The sequence below is a fragment of the Rugamonas rubra genome (assembly GCF_900114705.1).
Taxonomy (GTDB): Bacteria; Pseudomonadota; Gammaproteobacteria; order Burkholderiales; family Burkholderiaceae_D; genus Rugamonas; species Rugamonas rubra.
Map to the genome: position 1 here is coordinate 376307 of NZ_FOTW01000005.1, position 19686 is coordinate 395992.

Below are 19686 nucleotides of genomic sequence, written 5' to 3' on the forward strand. Positions count from 1 at the left end.
AAACACAACCAGAACCAGGGCCGCCACGGCCCGCCCCCGAGGAGAACAACATGCACACCCCCATCAAACGGATCGCCCTGGCCGCGCTGGCGGCGGCCGCCTGGAGCGCCGGCGCGCCGGCCCGCGGCGAGGAGTTCCTGGTCGGCGTCGAGCTGCCGCTGACGGGCGCGCTGGCGCGCGTCGGCGCCGGCATGCAGGAGGGCGTGGCGGTGGCGGCCGAGGTGTTCAACCAGGCCAACGGCCGCCACAAGGTCAGGCTGAGCACCATCGACGACGAGTCCTCGCCGGCCAAGGCCATCGCCGCCGTCGAGAAGCTGGCCAGCCAGGGCGCGGTGGCGATCACCGGCGGCTACGGCTCGAACAACATCGCGCCGGCGGCCGACGCCGCCGACAAGCTCAAGCTGGTCTACATCACCTCCGGCGGCGTCGACGACAGCCTGGTCGCCAGCGGCCGGCGCAACTTCTTCCGCATCAACAACACGGCCGGCTACGAGAAGGCCGTGCTGGGCCTGCTGGCCGAGGTCGGCGCCCGCTCCGTCTCCATCCTCTACTCGACCAAGGACGCCACCTCCGACCTGGCCGGCAACGTGCAAAAGGCGCTCGAGGGGCGCGGCGTGAAGGCCGTCGGCCACCCCTTCGACCCGGCCATCGGCGACTTCAAGCCGATCGTCAACAAGGTGCGCCTGCAGGACAAGTCCGAGGTGCTGCTGATGGTCGGCTACGAGAACGACTACGTCGGCATCCTGCGCGCGGCGCGCGTGCTCAAGCCGCAGCTCAAGGCGCTGGTCGGGGTGTGGTCGCTGGCCACGCCGAAGATGGCGGCCGAGTTCCCCGAGCTGATGCCCAACGTGTTCGGCACCGCCCTGCTGCCCTACCCGGCCAGCTTCGAGACGGCCGACGGGCGCGCCTTCGCCGACACCTACCGCCGGCTCTACAAGAAGGAGCCGGACTACCTGGGCCAGTTCGGCTACGTCCAGGCGAGCCTGCTGTTCGAGGCGATCGCCCGCGCCGCCGACAAGGGCAGCGTCAAGCAGGGCGGCGTGGCCGAGGAGCTGCGCCGCACCGAGCGCGACACCTTGATCGGCCGGGTGCGCTTCGGCGCCAACGGCGACAACCCCAACTTCGTCCACCGCATGGGCCAGCACCAGGGCAAGAGGATCGTCATCGTCTGGCCGCCGCAGCACGCCACCGGCAAGGCGGCCTATCCGGCGCTGCCGTGGTAGCCGTGGCGACAGTGGCGACAGTGGCGGCCGTGGCGGCCGTGGCGGCGGCCGGCGGGCGGCCGGCGTGAGCGAGCTGCTGGCCCAGGCGCTGTACTCCGGCCTGCTGCAGGGCGGCAGCTACGCCCTGCTCGCGCTGGGCCTGGCGCTGGTGTTCGGCACCACGCGGGTGATCAACCTGGCGCACGGCGAGCTGGTGCTGCTGGCCGCCTACGTCGCCCACACGGCCGAGACGGCGCTGGGGCTGGCGCCGCCGCTGTCCATCCCGCTGGCGCTGCTGGTGGTGTGCCCGGCGGCGGCCGGCGTGCACGCCGTGGTCAGCCGCATCGGCGCCGACCGCGAGATCAACTCGCTGATCGCCACCTTCGGCCTCGGCGTGGTGCTGACCAACCTGATGCTGCTGCTGTGGCACGCCGACGCCCGCTCGACCGGCTCGAGCTGGCTGCAGGAGGCGGTGGTGCTCGGCCCGCTCTACAGCATGCGCGGCGAGCTGCTGTTCGGCGCCGCCAGCCTGCTGCTGCTGGGCGCCCTGTGGTGCTGGCTGGCGCGCAGCTGGTACGGCCGGGCGCTGCGCGCCGTCGCCGCCGACCGCGACGCCGCCGCGCTGATGGGGGTCGACCCCGGCCGCGCCGAGCTGGCCGCCTTCCTGGTCGCCGGCGCGCTGGCCGCCGTGGCCGGCGTCGCCCTGTACAGCTACGGCGTGGTCCAGCCGGCGCTGGGCGGCGCGCTCACCGTCAAGGCCTTCGTCATCACCGTGCTGGCCGGGGTCGGCTCGATCCCCGGCGTGCTGCTCGGCGCCATGCTGCTCGGCGTGGCCGAGGCGCTCACCGTCACCCTGGCCAGCTCGGCGCTGCAGGAGCTGGCCGGCATGGCGCTGTTCCTGCTGGTGCTGCTGTTGCTGCCCAACGGCCTGCTCGGCGCGACGCGGCGGCGCGGATGAGGCGCGCCCGCCCCGCCCTGGCCTGGGCCGCCGGCCTGGCCGCCGTGTACGGCGCCGTGCCGCTGCTGCTGGGCGCCGACCACTACGTGATGAGCTTGTTGGTGGCGGCCCTGGTGGTGGCCGCCGTGGCGCAGTCCTGGGCCCTGCTGGGCAACCTGGGCGGCATGGTCAGCTTCGGCCACTCGGCCTTCTTCGGCGTCGGCGCCTACGCCTCGGCGCTGGCGACGGCCAGGCTGGGCGTGCCGGTGGCGGCCGGCCTGGCCATCGGCGCCGGCGCCGCCCTGCTGGCGGCGGCGCTGATGCTGCCGCTGCTGCGCCTGCGCGGGCCCTACTTCGCGCTGGCCGTGCTGGCCTGCGCGCAGATCCTGCGCATCCTCGCCACCGAGTGGCGCGGCCTGACCGGCGGCGCCGGCGGCCTGGCCAACATCGCGCCGCTGCCGGCGCTGCTCGGCCAGGCGGCCGGCGGCAAGCTGGCCGCCTACCTGCTGATCGCCAGCATCGTGCTGCTGTTCGCGCTCGGCTACGCGCGCCTGCGCGCCAGCCACTACGGCCTGGCGCTGCGCGCCATGCACGACGGCGAGGACGCCACCGGCGTGCTCGGCGTCGACACCACCCTGCTCAAGGGCCTGATGCTGCTGCTGTCGGGCGCCATGTGCGGCCTGGCCGGCGCCTTCAACGCCCACTACATCGGCTTCCTCGAGCCGGACTACGCCTTCGCCGCCGCCTGGGTGACGCTGCCGGTGGTGGCCGCCATCCTGGGCGGCTACCGCGGCGTGGCCGGGCCGGTGCTCGGCGCGCTGGCCGTCTACCTGCTCGACCAGCTGCTGTTCAAGGCGCTGCTGCCGAGCGGCCACCAGCTGGTGCTGGGCGCGCTGCTGGTGGCCACCATCCTGCGCAGCCCGGCCGGCCTGCTGCCGCCGCTGGCCGGCTGGTGGCGCCGGCGGCGCCGGCCGGCGGGGGACGAGCATGCTTGAGCTGAAAAACCTGTCGGTGCGCTTCGGCGGCCTGGCCGCGCTCGACGGCGTCGACCTGGCGCTGGGCGCCGGCCAGGTGCTCGGCCTGGTCGGCCCCAACGGCGCCGGCAAGACCACGCTGTTCAACGCCGTCTCCGGCCTGGTGCGGCCCGGCGCCGGCCGCGTGCTGTTCGACGGGCGCGACCTGGCCGGCCTGGCGCCGCACCGCCGCGCCAGGCTCGGCGTCGGCCGCACCTTCCAGATCCCGCAGCCGCTGGCGCGCCTGACGGTGGCCGAGAACCTGCTGGTGGCGCAGCGCTTCGGCGCCGGCCGGGTCGACCCGGCCCGCCTGGCCGAGATCCTCGACTTCACCGGCCTGGCCGGCAAGGCCGGCCACGACGCCGCCGGCGGCCTGGCGCTGAGCGAGCTCAAGGCGCTCGAGCTGGCCAAGGCGCTGGCCACGGCGCCGCGCCTGCTGCTGCTCGACGAGGTGCTGGCCGGGCTGGAGAGCCACGGCAAGCGCCGCTTCATGGCCATGCTGGCCGAGCTGCCGGCGCGCTTCGGCAGCGCCGTGCTGCTCATCGAGCACGACATCGAAACCATCCACGCGCTGTGCCCGCGCGTCGCCGTGCTCGACTTCGGCCGGCTGATCGCCGACGGCGCGCCGGCGGACGTGTTCCGCGACCCGGCGGTGGTGCGCAGCTACACGGGAACGGGCGCCGACGCGGACGCGGCGATGGCGGCGGGCGCGCGCGCGGCGGCGGCCCGCGCGGCGGCGGCGGACGCGGCGGCGGCGGACGTGGACCCGGATCCGGGCGCGGGGTGGCGCGATGCTTGAACTCGACGGCGTGCGGGCCGGCTACGGCGCCGTCAACGTGCTGTGGGACGTCACGCTGGCGGCGCGCGCCGGCCAGGTGACCGCCATCATCGGCCCCAACGGCGCCGGCAAGACCACCCTGCTGCGCGCCGTCATGGGCCTGCTGCCGCTGGCCGCCGGCGGCGTGCGGCTGGACGGCGCCGACCTGGCCGGCACGCCGACCTGGCGCCGCGCCGGCCTCAGCCTGGCCATGGTGCCGGAGGGCCGCATGCTGTTCCGCGACATGAGCGTGGAGGACAACCTGGCCATGGGCGCCTACCCGCCGGCGCGCCGCGCCGGGCTGGCGCAGGCGCTCGAGCGCGCCTACGCCCGCTTCCCGCGCCTGCGCGAGCGCCGCCGCCAGGCCGCCGGCGCGCTGTCCGGCGGCGAGGCGCAGATGCTGGCGCTGGCGCGCGGCCTGATGGCCGAGCCGCGCCTGCTGATCGTCGACGAGCCCTCGCTGGGCCTGGCGCCGCGCCTGGTCGACGAGCTGTTCGAGCTGCTCGCCGGGCTGAAGGCCGACGGCCGCGCCATCCTGCTGGTCGAGCAGAACACGGCGCGCGCGGTGGCGCTGGCCGACCACGTCCACCTGCTGGCCGGCGGCCGCCTGGTGCTGTCGCAGCCGGCCGCCGAGGTCGAGCTGGAGCGGCTGCACGCGCGCTACTTCGGCCGCACCGGCTAGCCGCGCGGACTAGGCGCGCGACCGCCGCGCGCGCGCTGTGGCACACTGTCAACCTGTACAGCAACGGGAGCGCGGGCATGGCCAAAGACGACAACGGCGGCGACAACGGCGGCGGCGACAACGATCCTCCCCTCGGCGCGCCCGCGCCCGGCGCCCCCCCTGCCGACGCGCCGCCGCAGCGGCGCAAGTCGGACCGCGACGAGGCCAAGCCGCGCTACCTCGACCCGGGCGACACCGTGTTCAGCCTGTGGCGCCGGGTGCTGCTGGCGCGCTACCGCCGCCTGGCCGCCGCCGCCACCCGCCACATCATCCAGCGTCCGCTGCACATCGGCATCTCGGCGCGCATCTTCCACCCCGAACCGGGCGCCACCGGCCTGCGCAGCCGCAACCTGCAATACCTCGAGGAGTCGGTCGCGCAGTGGGTGATGTCGCGCGACGTGCTGGTCTTCATGGTGCCCACCGTCAACACCGAGGGCCTGCTGCACCCCAGCAACATCCGCCTGCGCGACTACGCCCGCCACCTCGACGGCCTGGTGCTGCAGGGCGGCGCCGACGTCTCGCCGCAGAGCTACGCCGAAGCGCCGACCCGGCCCGAGTGGGGCGGCGACCGGGCGCGCGACATGTACGAGCTCGAGCTGCTGCACGAGTTCGTCGAGGCGGGCAAGCCGGTGCTGGGCATCTGCCGCGGCTGCCAGCTGATCAACGTCGCCTTCGGCGGCACGCTGTTCCAGGACATCGCCTCCGACCTGCCCGAGGCGCTGCGCCACGTCAACGACGAGTACGACCGCAACCGCCACGCCGTCGCCTTCCCGCCCGGCTCCTCGCTCGAGCGGCTGTTCCGCGACCGGCCGCGCGGCCTGGTCAACTCGATCCACCACCAGGCCGTCAAGACGCTGGGGCGCGACATGCAGGTCGAGGCCCTGTCGGTGCCCGACCAGGTGATCGAGGCGATCCGCTACCGCAAGGCGCCCTTCGTCATGGGCCTGCAGTGGCATCCGGAGTTCCACCGCGCCGGCGGCGTCGAGCTGCTCGACTGCACGCCCATCCTCGACAACTTCCTGCGCGTGGCGCGCGAGACGCGCTTCTGAGCCGGCCCGCTCGGCGGGCGCTAGCCTGGCTGCGGCAAATGGGGGGGATGGGAATGATGGGAATGATGGGGATGCGTCGGCTTGCCACGGCGCAGCAACAGCACCGGCTTGCCGTAATGGCTGTTGCACCAACGGTGCTTGGCCGCCACCGCTGCGGGCACGGCGGTGTCGTTGGCGACGGGCGCGAAGCCCATCGACTGGTACAGCGCGGCCAGTTCGGCGAAGGGCAGGCAATACAGCGTGTGGCAGCCGCTATTGTCCCGCAAGAAGGCGATGATACGCCGCGCCAGACCGAGCCCCTTGAAGCCGTCCAGCACGTACATGCCACCCAGCTCGCCCTCGCCGTCGGCGACGGCAACCACGCGGCCGAGTCCCGCCGCCACGCCGTCAACTCGGGCGATGGCGATCAGGTCCGCCGCCTTGGAGGGCAGGAAATCGATGTCGGCGTAGCGGGCGTTGGCCCAGGCCAGATCGTCGGCGCCGGCCAGGCCGACGACGATGGCTGCGGCTGCGGCTGCGGCTGGAGTGGTGGCGGCGGTGGTGGTGGTGGTGGTGGTGGTGGTGGTCATGGTCATGGTGTGGAATTCTAGCGTAACTTCCGCGCAAATCCGACGCCAGCCGGTTTCACACACTCAGGCCCCGTTGCCGCACGCGGTGTGGCGATTTGCTGTACCCTCACGGCATCGCATTGAGGAGTTTGATATGCCAGACACTGAATGGCCGATTATTCCGGTCGCCCTGCCCGCCGATTCGCGCGTGAGCACCATCTACCGGCAGCCCTTCCTCGCCGACGCCTACACGCTGCGCCTGCCGGCCGGCACCAGCGACGATCCGGAACAACTGGCCCGCCTCATGTTTTCGCAGCAGGCGCCATGGGTCAACCGGCTGATGCGCCTGCGCGACGTTGTAGTCAGCTTGTTCGGTCTCAAAACCACCAGCGAGTTGGTCAATGCCGACGACGCCCGCATCGCCTTTTTCAAGATCTACGAAAGGCGCGCGCATGAAATCATCCTCGGCGAGAACGACAAACACCTCGACTTCCGCCTCTCGGTGTTATGCAGGGAAGTTGACGGCGCGCCGCAGGTGGTGGTATCAACCGTCGTGCATTGCCACAACCTGCTGGGTCGCAACTACATCCGCTTGATCGCGCCCTTTCACCGCATGGTGGTGCGCTCCGACCTGCGCCGCGCGGCGCAGGCCGGCTGGCCGATGGCCGCTTAGACGGCTGCGCGGCGGCGGCGACCGACCACGCCGATCAGGCCGAGACCGGCCAGCAGCATCGCGTAGGTGTCCGCTTCCGGCACGGCCGAAATCAGCACGCCGCGACCGCTGAAGTTGCTGGTGCTCAGGTTCAGGCCGACGGCGCCGGCGCCGTTGGCGCTCTGGATGCCGCTGCCCAGCACGTGTCCGCTGGCGAAGGTTTTTCCGTACTGGAACTCGATGTTGTTGCTGCCTTCGTGCAAGATGGCCTGGAAATTCGCCGGGTTGGCACCGTTGCCGAATTCGGCGCCGGTCCAGCTCACCACGTATTCCTGTGTGCCGACCGCGCCCGTGGTCTTGCTGCTGACGGCAGCGACCCAATCGGTCCAGGCCGGCGCGACGGCGGCGCCAATGCGCGCACCGGGGAAGCTCTGGCCGTTGCAACAAGCCGCGTCGGATATGGTGAAGGAGAGGAAGCCGTTGGTGCTGATGTAGGCCGTGCGGTAATCGGTGCCGTAGAAATTGAAGGCGAACGGCAGCGTCACCGCCACACTCTTGTCGTCGCCGCTGGTCAGGGCGACAACGCCGCCCATGTCGCGCACATTGTTGGCGATGCTGCTGGCCGTGTAGGGCGCGGCGTGGGCGCTGGACATGCCCATGCTCAGGGCGAAAGTGGCAACGAGGGCGAGCGGCTTGGCGATAGTGTGCATGGATAGTCCAGTGGGAGGCGTGGGGCCGGCGCCAGGGCGCCGAGGAGCGACAACATATAGTTGCGTCGTGAAAGTTGCAGAATTGTACATTGAAATGACTTTTTTAACAACAGCGATGTGCTTGTACCGACAATGTTCGCCACCAGCGCCGAATAGATGCTACCGGTGCCCCTCCCGGACCTCTCGCTCCTTCGTACTCTTTCGCCCTACTCTTCCTGTCTCTTTTCGTCTCTTTTGAACTCATCGGGAACCGCCCGGTCTAACAGACAGGAAGAGACAAAAAGAGACAAATCCGACAGGAGAAAGAGCATGGAAGAGCGAGAGGTCTGTGCGGCCATCCCCAACGCCGCACTCGCGGAGCTGGGCAATTTTTTGCGCCAGTGTGGCAGCACGCTGTCGCCGACCGAGGCGGTGGTGCACGCGCTCAAACTGTGGATGGACACGCAGAAAAAGGCCAGCGAACCGCCGCGCGGCTATCAATGGAAATGCCTGTTCTTGCCGCACGGCAGCCAAGTGCGCATGTTCTACCAGGATGCCTGGGAATACGCCAGCGTGCGCGACGACGAGCTGATCTATCGGGGCTACAGCGTGTCGCCCCACCAAATGGCTTTGGAGATCGGCGGCAAAGGTCGCAACGCCTGGCGCGATTTATGGGTGCAGCGCCCCGCCGACCAGCACTGGCGGACGGCCACCGAACTGCGTAACGAGCAGCGGCGCCGTCTGGCGGCCAAGCCCAATTCGCCGATGGAGGCGATGACGGCCGCCGCGCGATGCATGAGCGACACCTTGAAAAGCGCGCTGCTGCTGGTCGAGCAGGCCAACCACCAAACCGCGCAGCTGTTCAACCGGCGCCAGCCCAAGCATCGGCGCCACGACGACCAGATGATCGACGCCTGCATGGAAGACTAGGGCGCGCCGCGCCCACCGCAGCCGACGGAAGCGGGTCGGCGCACAGCGGCGCCGGCTGGCCCGCTCAACTGCCGCGAAAACGCTGGATCGCCGCGTCCACCATGCCCTCGACGCTGCCGCTGTCGGCGAACTGCTCGCGCAGATAGTGCGCGTCGCTACCCTCGTGGACCACCCGCACCAGATGCTCCAGGCCGGCGCCGCCGCCCAGCGCGGCGCCGTGCGGCTCCATCTTGCGCAGCGTGGTCAGGATATCCTCGCGCAGCGACAGGCTCTCGTAGGTCTTCGGATGCACCAGCGTGCCGTCCAGGCCGAAGCGGCAGGCCTGGAAGCGGTTGTAGTTGTAGACCAAATAATCGTCCTCCACCGGCGCCTCCTCGCGCCGCTCGAGCAGATAGCGGCACAGCGCCTGCAGGTAGCAGGCCAGCCCGGCGGCCCGCTCGACGGTCAGCGGCGTGTCGCAGACGCGCAACTCGATGGTGCCGAACTCCGGCTTGGGCCGGATGTCCCAATAAAAGTCTTTCATGCTCTTGATCACACCGGTGTGCTCCATCTTCGAGAAGTACTCGTGCTCGAAGGCGCTCCAGTTCAACAGGAAGGGCGCCCGTCCGCTCATCGGGAAGGCGAACACGGAGTTCAGCCGGGCCGAGTTGAACAGCGTGTCGTTGCCCTGCACGAAGGGCGACGACGACGACAGCGCGATGAAGTGCGGCACGTAGCGGCTCAGCGAATGCAGCAGGAACAGCGCGTCGTCGCCGGAGGCGCAGCCGATGTGCACGTGCTGGCCGAAGATGGTGAACTGCTTGGCCAGGTAGCCGTACAGCTCGGAGACCTCCTTGAAGCGCGGCTTGGAAAAAATGCGCCGCTCCGACCACTTCTGGAACGGATGGGTGCCGCCGCCGCAGATGCCGATGTTGAGCGTCTCGCCGGCCTGCACCAGGGTGTCGCGCGTCAGCTGCAGCTGGGCCAGCAGCTCGGCGTGCTTGGTGTGCACGTCGCTGTTGATCTCGATCATGCTCTCGGTGATCTCCGGCGTGACGTTGCCGGGGAAGGGTTTGCGCCTGAGCAGGTGCAGCAGGTCGGGGCTGGAGGCGGTCAGGTCGTAGTCGGACAGGCTGACCAGTTGCAGCTCGAGCTCGACGCCCATGGTCAGCGGGGTGGACGTGGTGAAGGGTTCCAATGGCATCTCAGCTCTCCTTGTTGGACGGGGTTTCCTTGGCCCAGACCAGCGCGCGTTGCGTGATGATCGGTCCCAGCACTTCCATGAACAGCGTCATCGCCGCCAGCGCGGCCAGCTCGTCGACCAGCACGATGCCCATGTACTTGGTCTGCTCGAGCATCAGCACGACGAACACCGACATCGGCGACAGCGCGATGCCGGTCAGCGCGCCCTTGCGCCAGGAGATGCCGGAGACGTGGGCGAACAGCGCCACGGCGGCCGTCTTGACGACGAAGCGCGCCAGCAGCAGCACGGCGCCGAGCGTGGCGCCGGCGACCACCCGGTCCCACTCCAGCGTCGAGACGGCGAAGACGAACAACAGCACCGTCAGCAGCTCGCCCAGGCCGCCGAAGTTGCGCTCGGTGCGGCTGAAGGCGACGCGGCGGTGGCGCGCCGTCAGGCCGAAGGTCAGCGTCGCCAGCACCGGCGACAAGTCGCTGGCGTGGGCCAGCGCCACCAGCAGCACCACGCCCAGCGCGAAGGCCACCGTGCCGTCCTGCGACAGCTTGCCCAGCCGGCGCAGCGCGGCCGGCACCAGCATGCCGAACAGCGCGCCCAGCGCGGCCGAGGCGAGCAGCTCGATCAGGCTGAGCGAGACGGCCTGCGACAGGCTGCCCGAGGTCTGGAACACCCAGAAGCCGACGATCACCTTGAACACGAACACCGCCAGCACGCAGTTGATGGCGACCAGGTGCAGCAGCCGCTCGGTGACCTGGCCGGCGCTGTTCTTCTCGTTGATCACGCGCAGCACGCCGGCCGGCGAGGTCGACATCGCCAGCGAGGCCAGCAGCAGCGAGGTCATCGACGGCATGCCGGTCGACTGCGAGATCCAGTACACCAGGCCGAAGGTGGCGGCCGACTCGGCCAGGCCGCTGGCGGCGATCCACGGGTTGACCCGCAGCCAGTGCAGGTTGATGCGGTAGCCGAACTCGAACAGGATCAGGCCGAAGGCCAGGTTGGCCAGCATCGTCACCGCGCTCGAGCCGTCGCTGGCGAGCGCCGCGGGAAAGGCTTGCGCCAGCAGGAAGCCGACCAAGCCGTAGACGCTGATGCGCGGCAGGCCGCTCCAGCGGTGGATCAGTTCGCCCGACAACCAGGACAGGGCGATGGCGAAGGGCCAGGCGAGTTCGGCCGGAATGACCAGGGTTTCTGGCATAGAGTATCTCCCGTAGTGGGTTGCCGGCGGGGGCGCCGGCGCAACGTTCAGTGGTGGCCGGGGCCGCTGGGGGCGCGCCGGCCGCGTTTCCCGGGCGGCGCGGGGCGGGCCGGGAATGCTGCAAGGGTGGTTCGCGGGGGACTGCCCCGGGACCGGTGGGGGCACGACAAAAGAGCACACAAAAAAGGACAACAAGGCTGCCAGTTTATTGCAAACGGCGACATCGCGTCGCACGCCAGACGGCCGCGCCCGCCGCGCAGTACAATTCGGCCAGGCCGGCGCCCCGCCGCGCCGCCATCGACCAAGGGACCAACATGCTTGAACTGCTCAGCGAACACGCCTGCTTCGGCGGCGTGCAGCGCTTCTACCGCCACGCCTCGGCGGCCATCGGCCTGCCGATGCGCTTCTCCGTCTTCCTGCCGCCGGCCGCCGCCGACGCCCAGCCCGGCCAAGCGCGGCCCGGCCTGTCGCGGCCCGGCCAAGCGTGGCCCGGCCTGTCGCGGCCCGGCCTGTTCTACCTGGCCGGCCTGACCTGCAACGAGGAGACCTTCGCCGCCAAGGCCGGCGCCCAGCGCGTCGCCGCCGAACTGGGCCTGATGCTGGTCGCGCCCGACACCAGCCCGCGCGGCGCCGCCGTCGCCGGCGAGGACGCCGCCTGGGACTTCGGCCTGGCCGCCGGCTTCTACCTCGACGCCAGCGAGGCGCCGTGGGCCCGCCACTACCGCATGTACAGCTACATCCTCGAGCTGCGCGAGCTGCTGGTGGCCGAGCTGGCGCTGGACCCGGCCCGGGTCGGCATCTGCGGCCACTCGATGGGCGGCCACGGCGCGCTGGTGCTGGCGCTGCGCAACCCGACGCTGTTCCGCTCGCTGTCGGCCCTCGCGCCGATCGCCGCGCCCTCGCTGTGCCCGTGGGGACAAAAGGCCTTCACCGGTTACCTCGGCGCCGACCAGGCCGCCTGGGGCCGCTACGACGCCAGCCTGCTGATGGCCGGCATGAAAGCGCCCTTCCCGGCCGGCATCCTGGTCGACCAGGGCCTGGCCGACAAGTTCCTCGCCGAGCAGCTCTACCCCGAGGTGTTCGAGGCGGCCTGCCGCAGCGCCGGCCAGCCGCTGCAACTGCGCCGCCACGCCGGCTACGACCACGGCTACTACTTCGTCGCCAGCTTCATCGAGGAGCACCTGCGCTTCCACGCCCGCAACCTCGGCGCGGCCTAGCGCGGCGGCGGCCGCGCCCCATGCAAAGGGGGCGCGGCCGGCGGCCCACGCCGTCACAGCTTGATTTCGGTCCCCAATCGTTGCAGGAACTGGGCCAGCCACTGCGGGTGGGCCGGCCAGGCCGGCGCGGTGACGAAGATGCCGTCGGTCACCGCCTGGTCGACCGGGATCTCGGCGTACTCGGCGCCGGCCATCCGCACCTCGGGCGCGCAGGCCGGATAGGCGGCGATCCGCTTGCCGCGGATCACGTCGGCGGCGGCCAGCAACTGGGCGCCGTGGCAGACGGCGGCGATCGGCTTGTTGGCGGCGGCGAACTGTTGCACCAGCTCGATGACGCGCGGGTTCAGCCGCAGGTACTCGGGGGCGCGGCCGCCGGCCACCACCAGGGCGTCGTAGTCGCCCACGCCGACCTCGTCGAAGGCGGCGTTCAGGGCGAACAGGTGGCCCGGTTTTTCGGTGTAGGTCTGGTCGCCCTCGAAGTCGTGGATGGCGGTCTTGACGGTGTCGCCGGCCTTCTTGCCGGGGCACACGGCGTGCACCGTGTGGCCGACCATCGTCAGCGCCTGGAACGGCACCATGGTCTCGTAGTCCTCGGCGAAATCGCCGGTCAACAACAGAATTTTCTTCGCTGCCACGGTCATCTCCTACAGAAAAGTTGTTCCGCCCCGGCCGGGACGGAATTTCGTTCGCGGTACGACCGTTCCATCATAACCCAAAAACCGCCCCGGGCTGGCCGCGCAGGCAACTTTGCCGTTTCCACACGTGCGCGCCGGCGTCCACGCCGCGCACGCCACGCACGTGACAACGGCGCCGCGATCGCTCGCGGCGCCGTTCCCCGGCCCCCTCGCGGGCGGCCGGCCCGCCTGCGCGCCGGCCTACTTGGCGAGCACCTGGCGGATGGTCGCCGCCAGGTCCTCGGCGACGAACTTGGCGACGTAGGCGTCGGCGCCGACGCCCTTGACATGGTCCTCGTTGGTCTTGCCCGACAGCGAGGAGTGGATCACCACCGGGATCTTGCTGAAGCGGGCGTCCTGCTTGATCAGGCGGGTCAGCGTGAAGCCGTCCATCTCCGGCATCTCCAGGTCGGTCAGCACCAGCGCCACCTTGTTCTCGACCGGCACGCCCTCGGCCTTGGCGCCGTCGGCGATGTGCTGCAGCCGGTCCCAGGCCTCCTTGCCCGACTTGGTCATGATGAAGTGGGCGCCCATCGCCGTCAGGCCCTTCTCGATCAGGCTGCGCGCCACCACCGAGTCGTCGGCCGCCAGGATCACCGCGCCCGGCTTGAGCAGCAGCTGCGGGCCGATGGTCTCCGGGTCGACGTCCTTGCCCTCGTTGGGCACCATCTCGCGCAGGATGGTCTCGACGTCGAGCACCTGGGCCAGGCGGGTGTTGTTGACGTCGCCGTCGAGGCGGGCGATGCTGGTCACCTTGCCGCCCGCCGTGCCCTCGGCCGTCAGCACCTGGCTCCAGTCGAGCCGCACGATCTCGTCGACCGACTCGACGGCGAAGGCCTGGGTGGTGCGGGCGAACTCGGTCACCAGCATGATGTTCAGGCCCGTCTTGGGGATCACCCCGACGATGGCCGGCAGGTCCAGCACGGTGATGATCTGGCCGCGCAGGTTGACCACGCCGAGCATGTGCGGCGAGGAGCCGGCCACCGCCGTCACCTCGGGCATGGCGACGATCTCGCGGATCTTGAAGACGTTGATGCCGAACAGTTCCGAATGTTCGCCGTTGGCGTCGCCGCCGAGGCGGAACAGCAGCAGCTCGAATTTGTTGGAGTTGGTCAGGTTGCTGCGTTCGTCCACTTCCTGTTGAACTGATTTCATATGCTTCATCTCCGTCTGGGGCACGACTATTGACCGGTTGGCGGCCGCGCGCGTCGCGCGGCTCATAGGAAAAACCCTGTTCGGGAAATAATTCCATTGCCTTTCCAGTATAACGATTTTGCCTATGGGAACGCCAGTTTTGGCCTGAATCAATCCCCTTTTGGCGGCGATATACAACGCTCCCCGCCGCGCGCGCCTGAAACATTGCAAGAACTGTCAACAGTTTCCCGCCAAACATGAAAAGCCGGACGAAAAAAAACCGCCGACACCGCACGCGCTGTTGCGCGTCGGGGCCGACGGGGTTCTTTGGAATTTGGAGCGGGAGAAGAGGCTCGAACTCTCGACCTCAACCTTGGCAAGGTTGCGCTCTACCAACTGAGCTACTCCCGCATCGGAGCATCTATTTCTACTACGCCATTACAACATCAGCCATTTCTTGGAGCGGGAGAAGAGGCTCGAACTCTCGACCTCAACCTTGGCAAGGTTGCGCTCTACCAACTGAGCTACTCCCGCTGAGAGACCCATTATGCCAGGACGGCGCCGTTCGCGCCAGAAGGCGGTGGCGAATCGCGCCGTCCTGTCATCAAGGCGACATATGCCGCCCTTATCCTGCCAGCTGTTTTGGGCGCGCCGCCGCTGTGGCGGCGCGCCCCGTCGCCGGACCAACTCGTTTGATCGCCCTGGCCAGCCGGGGCGATTTTTTTCATCTAGGGGAATTGAATGCAGTCAAGAGTCGTTGTTAGCACCGCCGCCGCCGCCGTCGCGCTGGCCCTCGCCGGCCACGCCGGCGCCCAGTCGAACGTCGCCGTCTACGGCATCATCGACAGCGGCGTCGAAGCCATCAACCACTCCGCCAGCATCGCCGGCTCGAAGGCCAACCTGACCCGGCTCAGCTCGGGCAACCTGTCCGGCTCGCGCCTGGGCTTGCGCGGCACGGAGGACCTGGGCGGCGGCCTGAAGACCGTCTTCGCCCTCGAATCGGGCATCGGCGTCGACACCGGCGCCGCGCTGCAGGGCGGCCGCCTGTTCGGCCGCCAGGCCTACGTCGGCCTGCAGGGCGGCTGGGGCGCGCTGACGCTGGGCCGGCAGAACAGCCTGATGCTCGACTGGATGAGCAAGTACAACACCATGGACAACGCCACCTGGTCGTCCAAGGTGCACGACGCCGCCTTCTCCGACCGCATCGACAACGCCGTCAAGTACAGCGGCAAGTTCGACGCCGTCGACCTGTCGGTCTACTACAGCACCGGCTACGACAGCAGCAAGGGCGGCGAGCTGGCCGGCCACGGCAAGGCCGGCCGCCAGCTCGGCGCCGGCCTGCAGTACCACGGCGCCGCCTGGCGCGCCGCCCTGGTCTACGACCGCAAGCACGGCCAGACCGCCGCGCTGGAGAACAACACCGACGAGCACCTGACCTTCGGCGCCCGCTACAAGGTCGGCGCGGCCGAAGTGCTGGGCGGCTACCTGCGGCGCAAACAGGACAACGTCGGCGTCGGCGCCGCAAGCGTGCGCACCGACCTGGGCTGGATCGGCCTGGCCTACCAGGTCAGCGCGCCGCTGCAGCTGAGCGCCTCGCTCTACCGCACCGACGTCAAGCACTCGGACAAGGACCCGCTGTCGGTGATCACCATGGTCAAGTACTCGCTGTCCAAGCGCACCGACCTGTACCTGATCAACTCCTACGCCAGCAACCGCGGCGGCTCCAACCTGGGCGTCAACGGCTTCGGCGTCGACATCGCCGCCGGCCAGAACCAGTTCGGCACCATGGCCGGCCTGCGCCACAGCTTCTAAGGCCATGGCAGAGCACTCCAGCCCGGCGGCGGCCGGCACGGCCGTCACCGTGTCCGCCCTGCGCCACCGCTACGCCGACCAGCTGGTGTTGGACGGCATCGACTTCCACCTCGAGGCCGGCCAGGTGCTGGCCCTGCTCGGCCCCTCCGGCTGCGGCAAGACCACCCTGCTCAAGCTGCTCGCCGGCCTGCTGCCGCTGGCCGCCGGCCACGGCAGCATCGACTTCGGCGCGCGCCGCGTCGCCGGCGACGGCCGCTTCCTGCCGCCCGAGGCGCGCGGCCTGGGCATGGTGTTCCAGGACTACGCGCTGTGGCCGCACATGACGGTGGGCGGCAACGTCGCCTTCGCGCTGGAGATGCGCGGCCTGCCGCGCAAGCAGTGCGCGCCGCGGGTGGCCGAGGCGCTGGCCGTGGTCGGCCTGCAGGGCTACGAGCAACGCAACCCGTCCAGCCTGTCCGGCGGCCAGCAGCAGCGCGTCGCCCTGGCGCGCGCCATCGCCGCGCGGCCGCAGGTGCTGCTGTTCGACGAGCCGCTGTCGAACCTCGACCGCGACCTGCGCGACAGCCTGTGCCACGACATCGGCGCCCTGCTGCGCGCCATGGGCACCACCGCCGTCTACGTCACCCACGACCAGGAGGAGGCCTTCGCCCTGGCCGACCGGGTCGCCGTCATGCGCGGCGGGCGGATACGCCAGCTGGCCGCCCCGGCCGAGCTGCTGGGCGAGCCGGCCGACAGCGGCATCGCCGAGTTCCTCCAGCTCGGCACCCTGCTGCCCGGCGACGCCGTCCCCCACGCCTGGCACGGCCGGGGGCTGGCGCCGCGCTGCGACCAGACGGCGCAGCGCCTGCTGATCCCGCAAAGCGCGCTGACGCTGCACGCCGGCGGCGGCGGCCTGCCCGGCGAGGTGCTGGGCCAGCGCTACCGCAACGGCCGCTACCACACCGCCGTGCGCGCCGCCGGCGCCCCCGCCGGCCTGACGCTGCTCACCGACCAGCCGCTGCGGCCGGGCCAGGCGATCGAGCTCGGCTTCGACTGGCAGCGCCTGCGCTGGCTGCCGCACGCCGCCTGAGCACCCCGCCCCCCGACCCCGGGGTCAGTGCCGACATTCGGACACGAGCTCAAGTGGAACGCCGGTCGGGCAGGCAACATTTGTCCGATTGTCGGCACTGACCCCGACTGTTGAATCCGCTTGCTGGCGGCCCCTGCCCGCCCAACCATAGAACACGTGAAAAGGAAACACATGAAACCCGTCCCTCCATCCCGCCTGGCGCTGGCCGCCGCGCTGGCCCTGGCCCTGGCCGCCCCGGCCGCCTCGGCGCTGACCATCTACAGCGCCGGCCCCGGCAAGCTGATCGACACGCTGGCCGCCGAGTTCAAGCGCGCCAGCGGGGTCGGCGTCGACGTCTTCCAGGCCGACACCGGCAAGGTCATGGCGCGCCTGCAGGCCGAGGCCGGCAACCCGCGCGCCGACGTCGTCATCTCGGCCTCCTGGGACAGCGCCGCCGACCTTGACCGGCGCGGCTGGCTGCTCGCCTACAGCAGCCCCAACGCCGCCCAGGTGCCGGCCCGCTTCAAGCAGCCGGCCTACGTGGCGCAGGGCCTGTCGGTGCTGTCGATCGTCTGGAACAGCAAGAGCGGCACGCCGCGCCCGCGCGACTGGAGCGACCTGACCCAGCCCGCCTACAAGGACAAGATCACCATGCCCGACCCGGCCCAGTCGGGCGCCTCGCTCGACCTGCTGTCGGGCCTGCAGGGCCGCCAGAGCGAGCAGACCTGGCAGTTGTTCGGCGCCCTCAAGGCCAACGGCATGGTCATCGCCGGCCCCAACGCCCAGGCGATGAACCCGGTGCTGCAGGGCGCCAAGGCGGTGGTGTTCGGCGCCGTCGACTACGTCGCGCTGGGCAACCAGGCGGCCGGCGAGAGCATCGAGGTGATCTTCCCGAAAAGCGGCACCGTGGTGGCGCCGCGCCCGATGATGATTTTGAAATCGTCCAAGGCCGCCGACGACGCCCGCAAGTTCGTCGACTTCGTCCTCTCGCCGCGCGGCCAGGCCCTGGTGGCCGAGGCCTACCTGATCCCGGCGCGCCAGGACGTCGCCGCCAAGCGCCAGGCGCTGAAGGACATCAAGCTGCTGCCCGAGCTCGACGCCGGCCAGAGCCTGGCCGCGCGCGCCACCGCGCTGCACCGCTTCGCCACCCTGTTCGGCCGCAAGTAGAGCGTGCGCGCCGCCCTTCCCCGCCTGGCCGCGCTGGGCACGCCGCTGTTGTTCGGCGCCACCACGGCGGCCCTGCTGCTGCTGGTGGCGCTGCCGCTCGCCTTCATCCTGCTGCAGGCGCTGTTCCCGCAGCTGGCCAACGGCTCGCTGGCGGCGCCGCTGTCGCACCTGGCCGGCGTGTTCGGCGACCCGGCGCTGTTCGCCCTGACCGGCAACACGCTGCGCCTGGGCGCCTGCGTGGTGCTGGCCAGCGCCGCCGTCGGCATCCCGCTGGGCATGCTGCGCGGCCTGTTCAAGCTGCCCTTCAAGGCGCTGTGGGACCTACTGTTCCTGGTGCCCTTCATGATCCCGCCCTACATCGCCGCGCTCGGCTGGATCACCCTGCTGCAGCCGAACGGCTACCTCGAGCAGCTCGCCGGCCCGCGCCTGTCGTCCTTCCTGTTCTCGTTCGGCGGCGTGGTCTTCGTGATGACCCTCAACGTCTTCCCGGTGGTCTACTTCGCCGTCTCGCGCGGCGTCGCCAGCAGCGGCTCGCGGCTGGCCGACGTCGGCCGCGTCTGCGGCGCCTCGCCGTGGCGCGCCTTCCTGCGCATCACCCTGCCGCTGGCCACGCCGGGCATCGCCGCCAGCCTGCTGCTGGTGTTCGCCATGGTCATCGAGGAATACGGCACGCCGGCCGCGCTGGCCGCCAACGCCGGCTTCTTCGTGCTGGTGACCGGCATCGAGCGGCGCTTCTCCGACTGGCCGATCGACCTGCCCGGTGCCGCCACCCTGTCGGTGGTGCTGGTGCTGCTGGCCATGCTGGTGTTCTGGCTGCAGCGCCGCCTGCTCGGCCAGCAGGTCTTCGAAACCCAGACCGGCAAGCCGACCGAGGTCGCGCCGCGCCAGCTCGGCGCCTGGCAGTGGCCGGTCGCCGCCGTGTTCCTGCTGGTGGCGCTGGTGGCCACCGCCGCGCCGCTGTTCGCCATCGTCGCCACGGCGCTGATGCGCACCCTGTCCGGCGGCCTGCGCCCGGCCAACCTGTCGCTGGCCAACTTCGCCGAGATCCTCGGCGGCGACGACAGCGCCCTGCAGGCGCTGGCCACCAGCGCCGGCCTGGGGCTGGCCACCGCGCTGGCGACCGGCGTGCTCGGCCTGCTGGTGGCCTACTGCGTGGTCAAGACCCGGCTGCGCGGCCGGCGCGCGCTCGACCTGCTGTCGGTGGCGCCCAACTGCCTGCCCGGCATCGTCGTCGGCGTCGGCCTGATCCTGGCGTGGAACCAGCCGCTGTGGCCGGCCACGCCGTACAACACCTGGGCCATCCTGCTGCTGGCCTACTGCTGCCTGCTGCTGCCCTATCCGGTGCGCTACGCCGGCGCCGCCTTCGCCCAGATCGGCGACAACATGGAAGCGGCCGCCCGCGTGCACGGCGCCGACCTGCGCCGCACCCTGCTGCGCGTGCTGCTGCCGCTGGTCTTCCCCAGCCTGCTGGCGGCGATGATGATGGTGTTCGCCGTCGCCTCGCGCGAGCTGGTCGCCACGCTGCTGCTGGCGCCCACCGGCGTCAAGACCACCTCGCTGTACATCTGGCGCCAGTTCGAGCAGGGCTCGGTCGGCAAGGGCATGGCGATGAGCGTGGTGACCATCCTGATGAGCACCGGCCTGATGCTGGCCGTGACCCTGTGGCGCCAGCGCGCCGAGCGCGCCGGCGCGGCCTGACACGGC

The 19686-nt window shown here is 70.6% G+C and carries 19 protein-coding genes and 2 tRNA genes; 13 read left to right on the forward strand and 8 right to left on the reverse strand.

Annotated elements, in window-relative coordinates; genetic code table 11:
* Positions 1 to 50 precede the first annotated feature (50 nt).
* From BM252_RS04215 to BM252_RS04240, 6 genes are all read left to right on the forward strand, one after another.
* A complete protein-coding gene (locus tag BM252_RS04215) occupies positions 51 to 1223 on the forward strand; it encodes an ABC transporter substrate-binding protein (protein ID WP_093384046.1) in 1173 nt (390 codons plus the stop codon).
* A 64-nt stretch (positions 1224 to 1287) separates the two neighbouring features.
* Positions 1288 to 2160 carry a branched-chain amino acid ABC transporter permease gene (locus tag BM252_RS04220; RefSeq protein ID WP_093384049.1) on the forward strand — a complete coding sequence of 291 codons (873 nt, stop codon included), beginning with the start codon at positions 1288 to 1290 and terminating at the stop codon, positions 2158 to 2160.
* A complete protein-coding gene (locus BM252_RS04225; protein ID WP_093384051.1) occupies positions 2157 to 3134 on the forward strand; it encodes a branched-chain amino acid ABC transporter permease in 978 nt (325 codons plus the stop codon). The genes BM252_RS04220 and BM252_RS04225 overlap by 4 nt, the downstream gene beginning before the upstream one ends.
* On the forward strand, positions 3127 to 3951 hold the full coding sequence (locus BM252_RS04230; RefSeq protein WP_093384054.1) for an ABC transporter ATP-binding protein: 825 nt from the start codon (positions 3127 to 3129) through the stop codon (positions 3949 to 3951). The genes BM252_RS04225 and BM252_RS04230 overlap by 8 nt, the downstream gene beginning before the upstream one ends.
* Positions 3944 to 4651 (forward strand): ABC transporter ATP-binding protein, encoded by a 708-nt coding sequence (locus tag BM252_RS04235; protein ID WP_093384056.1) that lies wholly within the window; start codon positions 3944 to 3946, stop codon positions 4649 to 4651. Before BM252_RS04230 ends, BM252_RS04235 begins: the two co-directional genes overlap by 8 nt.
* Positions 4652 to 4728: 77 nt before the next feature.
* Complete coding sequence (locus tag BM252_RS04240; RefSeq protein WP_093384059.1) at positions 4729 to 5739, forward strand: gamma-glutamyl-gamma-aminobutyrate hydrolase family protein; 1011 nt, start codon at positions 4729 to 4731, stop codon at positions 5737 to 5739.
* A gap of 20 nt (positions 5740 to 5759) precedes the next feature.
* Here BM252_RS04240 and BM252_RS04245 read toward each other — a convergent pair whose 3' ends face one another.
* Entirely contained in the window at positions 5760 to 6314 is a 555-nt protein-coding gene (locus BM252_RS04245) for a GNAT family N-acetyltransferase (RefSeq protein WP_217429871.1), read from the reverse strand.
* Between the two features lie 181 nt (positions 6315 to 6495).
* Here BM252_RS04245 and BM252_RS04250 point away from each other — a divergent pair, with 181 nt between their 5' ends.
* Positions 6496 to 6960 (forward strand): DUF2867 domain-containing protein, encoded by a 465-nt coding sequence (locus BM252_RS04250; RefSeq protein WP_245774075.1) that lies wholly within the window; start codon positions 6496 to 6498, stop codon positions 6958 to 6960.
* On the opposite strand, the gene BM252_RS04255 is transcribed toward BM252_RS04250, so the two are convergent.
* Positions 6957 to 7649: a PEP-CTERM sorting domain-containing protein gene (locus BM252_RS04255; protein ID WP_245774076.1), complete on the reverse strand. Its 693-nt coding sequence runs from the start codon at positions 7647 to 7649 to the stop codon at positions 6957 to 6959. The genes BM252_RS04250 and BM252_RS04255 overlap by 4 nt on opposite strands.
* A 309-nt stretch (positions 7650 to 7958) precedes the next feature.
* On the opposite strand from BM252_RS04255, the gene BM252_RS04260 reads away from it, so the two are divergent.
* Entirely contained in the window at positions 7959 to 8558 is a 600-nt protein-coding gene (locus BM252_RS04260) for a hypothetical protein (protein WP_093384064.1), read from the forward strand.
* Between the two features lie 64 nt (positions 8559 to 8622).
* Here BM252_RS04260 and BM252_RS04265 read toward each other — a convergent pair whose 3' ends face one another.
* A complete protein-coding gene (locus BM252_RS04265) occupies positions 8623 to 9741 on the reverse strand; it encodes a YbdK family carboxylate-amine ligase (RefSeq protein ID WP_093384066.1) in 1119 nt (372 codons plus the stop codon).
* Between the two features lies 1 nt (position 9742).
* Positions 9743 to 10930, reverse strand: a complete 1188-nt coding sequence (locus BM252_RS04270; protein WP_093384069.1) for a cation:proton antiporter — start codon at positions 10928 to 10930, stop codon at positions 9743 to 9745.
* A 314-nt stretch (positions 10931 to 11244) separates the two neighbouring features.
* On the opposite strand from BM252_RS04270, the gene fghA reads away from it, so the two are divergent.
* Entirely contained in the window at positions 11245 to 12147 is a 903-nt protein-coding gene (gene fghA, locus BM252_RS04275) for an S-formylglutathione hydrolase (protein WP_093384071.1), read from the forward strand.
* A 53-nt stretch (positions 12148 to 12200) separates the two neighbouring features.
* On the opposite strand, the gene BM252_RS04280 is transcribed toward fghA, so the two are convergent.
* The 4 genes from BM252_RS04280 to BM252_RS04295 all read right to left on the reverse strand — a co-directional run bounded on the left by BM252_RS04280 (position 12201) and on the right by BM252_RS04295 (position 14489).
* On the reverse strand, positions 12201 to 12782 hold the full coding sequence (locus tag BM252_RS04280) for a DJ-1/PfpI family protein (RefSeq protein ID WP_093384266.1): 582 nt from the start codon (positions 12780 to 12782) through the stop codon (positions 12201 to 12203).
* A 240-nt stretch (positions 12783 to 13022) separates the two neighbouring features.
* Positions 13023 to 13976, reverse strand: a complete 954-nt coding sequence (locus tag BM252_RS04285) for a chemotaxis protein (protein WP_093384074.1) — start codon at positions 13974 to 13976, stop codon at positions 13023 to 13025.
* Positions 13977 to 14290: 314 nt separating this feature from the next.
* A tRNA-Gly gene (locus BM252_RS04290) sits at positions 14291 to 14366 on the reverse strand.
* A 47-nt stretch (positions 14367 to 14413) separates the two neighbouring features.
* A tRNA-Gly gene (locus BM252_RS04295) sits at positions 14414 to 14489 on the reverse strand.
* Positions 14490 to 14696: 207 nt separating this feature from the next.
* Between BM252_RS04295 and BM252_RS04300 the strand changes: the two genes are divergently transcribed.
* From BM252_RS04300 to BM252_RS04315, 4 genes are all read left to right on the forward strand, one after another.
* Entirely contained in the window at positions 14697 to 15767 is a 1071-nt protein-coding gene (locus BM252_RS04300) for a porin (protein WP_093384076.1), read from the forward strand.
* A 4-nt stretch (positions 15768 to 15771) separates the two neighbouring features.
* Positions 15772 to 16836 carry an ABC transporter ATP-binding protein gene (locus BM252_RS04305; protein ID WP_093384079.1) on the forward strand — a complete coding sequence of 355 codons (1065 nt, stop codon included), beginning with the start codon at positions 15772 to 15774 and terminating at the stop codon, positions 16834 to 16836.
* Between the two features lie 171 nt (positions 16837 to 17007).
* Positions 17008 to 17982, forward strand: a complete 975-nt coding sequence (locus BM252_RS04310) for an ABC transporter substrate-binding protein (protein ID WP_093384081.1) — start codon at positions 17008 to 17010, stop codon at positions 17980 to 17982.
* A 3-nt stretch (positions 17983 to 17985) separates the two neighbouring features.
* Positions 17986 to 19680 carry an ABC transporter permease gene (locus tag BM252_RS04315; RefSeq protein WP_245774077.1) on the forward strand — a complete coding sequence of 565 codons (1695 nt, stop codon included), beginning with the start codon at positions 17986 to 17988 and terminating at the stop codon, positions 19678 to 19680.
* Positions 19681 to 19686 lie beyond the last annotated feature (6 nt).

What these genes read in the sequence shown, in the direction of transcription:
- BM252_RS04215 (WP_093384046.1), top strand. Translation starts at nt 51, where the DNA reads ATGCACACCCCCATCAAACGGATCGCCCTGGCCGCGCTGGCGGCGGCC.
- BM252_RS04225 (WP_093384051.1), top strand. Translation starts at nt 2,157, where the DNA reads ATGAGGCGCGCCCGCCCCGCCCTGGCCTGGGCCGCCGGCCTGGCCGCC.
- BM252_RS04230 (WP_093384054.1), top strand. Translation starts at nt 3,127, where the DNA reads ATGCTTGAGCTGAAAAACCTGTCGGTGCGCTTCGGCGGCCTGGCCGCG.
- BM252_RS04235 (WP_093384056.1), top strand. Translation starts at nt 3,944, where the DNA reads ATGCTTGAACTCGACGGCGTGCGGGCCGGCTACGGCGCCGTCAACGTG.
- BM252_RS04240 (WP_093384059.1), top strand. Translation starts at nt 4,729, where the DNA reads ATGGCCAAAGACGACAACGGCGGCGACAACGGCGGCGGCGACAACGAT.
- BM252_RS04245 (WP_217429871.1), bottom strand. Translation starts at nt 6,314, where the DNA reads ATGACCATGACCACCACCACCACCACCACCACCACCACCGCCGCCACC.
- BM252_RS04255 (WP_245774076.1), bottom strand. Translation starts at nt 7,649, where the DNA reads ATGCACACTATCGCCAAGCCGCTCGCCCTCGTTGCCACTTTCGCCCTG.
- BM252_RS04260 (WP_093384064.1), top strand. Translation starts at nt 7,959, where the DNA reads ATGGAAGAGCGAGAGGTCTGTGCGGCCATCCCCAACGCCGCACTCGCG.
- BM252_RS04265 (WP_093384066.1), bottom strand. Translation starts at nt 9,741, where the DNA reads ATGCCATTGGAACCCTTCACCACGTCCACCCCGCTGACCATGGGCGTC.
- BM252_RS04270 (WP_093384069.1), bottom strand. Translation starts at nt 10,930, where the DNA reads ATGCCAGAAACCCTGGTCATTCCGGCCGAACTCGCCTGGCCCTTCGCC.
- fghA (WP_093384071.1), top strand. Translation starts at nt 11,245, where the DNA reads ATGCTTGAACTGCTCAGCGAACACGCCTGCTTCGGCGGCGTGCAGCGC.
- BM252_RS04285 (WP_093384074.1), bottom strand. Translation starts at nt 13,976, where the DNA reads ATGAAATCAGTTCAACAGGAAGTGGACGAACGCAGCAACCTGACCAAC.
- BM252_RS04300 (WP_093384076.1), top strand. Translation starts at nt 14,697, where the DNA reads ATGCAGTCAAGAGTCGTTGTTAGCACCGCCGCCGCCGCCGTCGCGCTG.
- BM252_RS04305 (WP_093384079.1), top strand. Translation starts at nt 15,772, where the DNA reads ATGGCAGAGCACTCCAGCCCGGCGGCGGCCGGCACGGCCGTCACCGTG.
- BM252_RS04310 (WP_093384081.1), top strand. Translation starts at nt 17,008, where the DNA reads ATGAAACCCGTCCCTCCATCCCGCCTGGCGCTGGCCGCCGCGCTGGCC.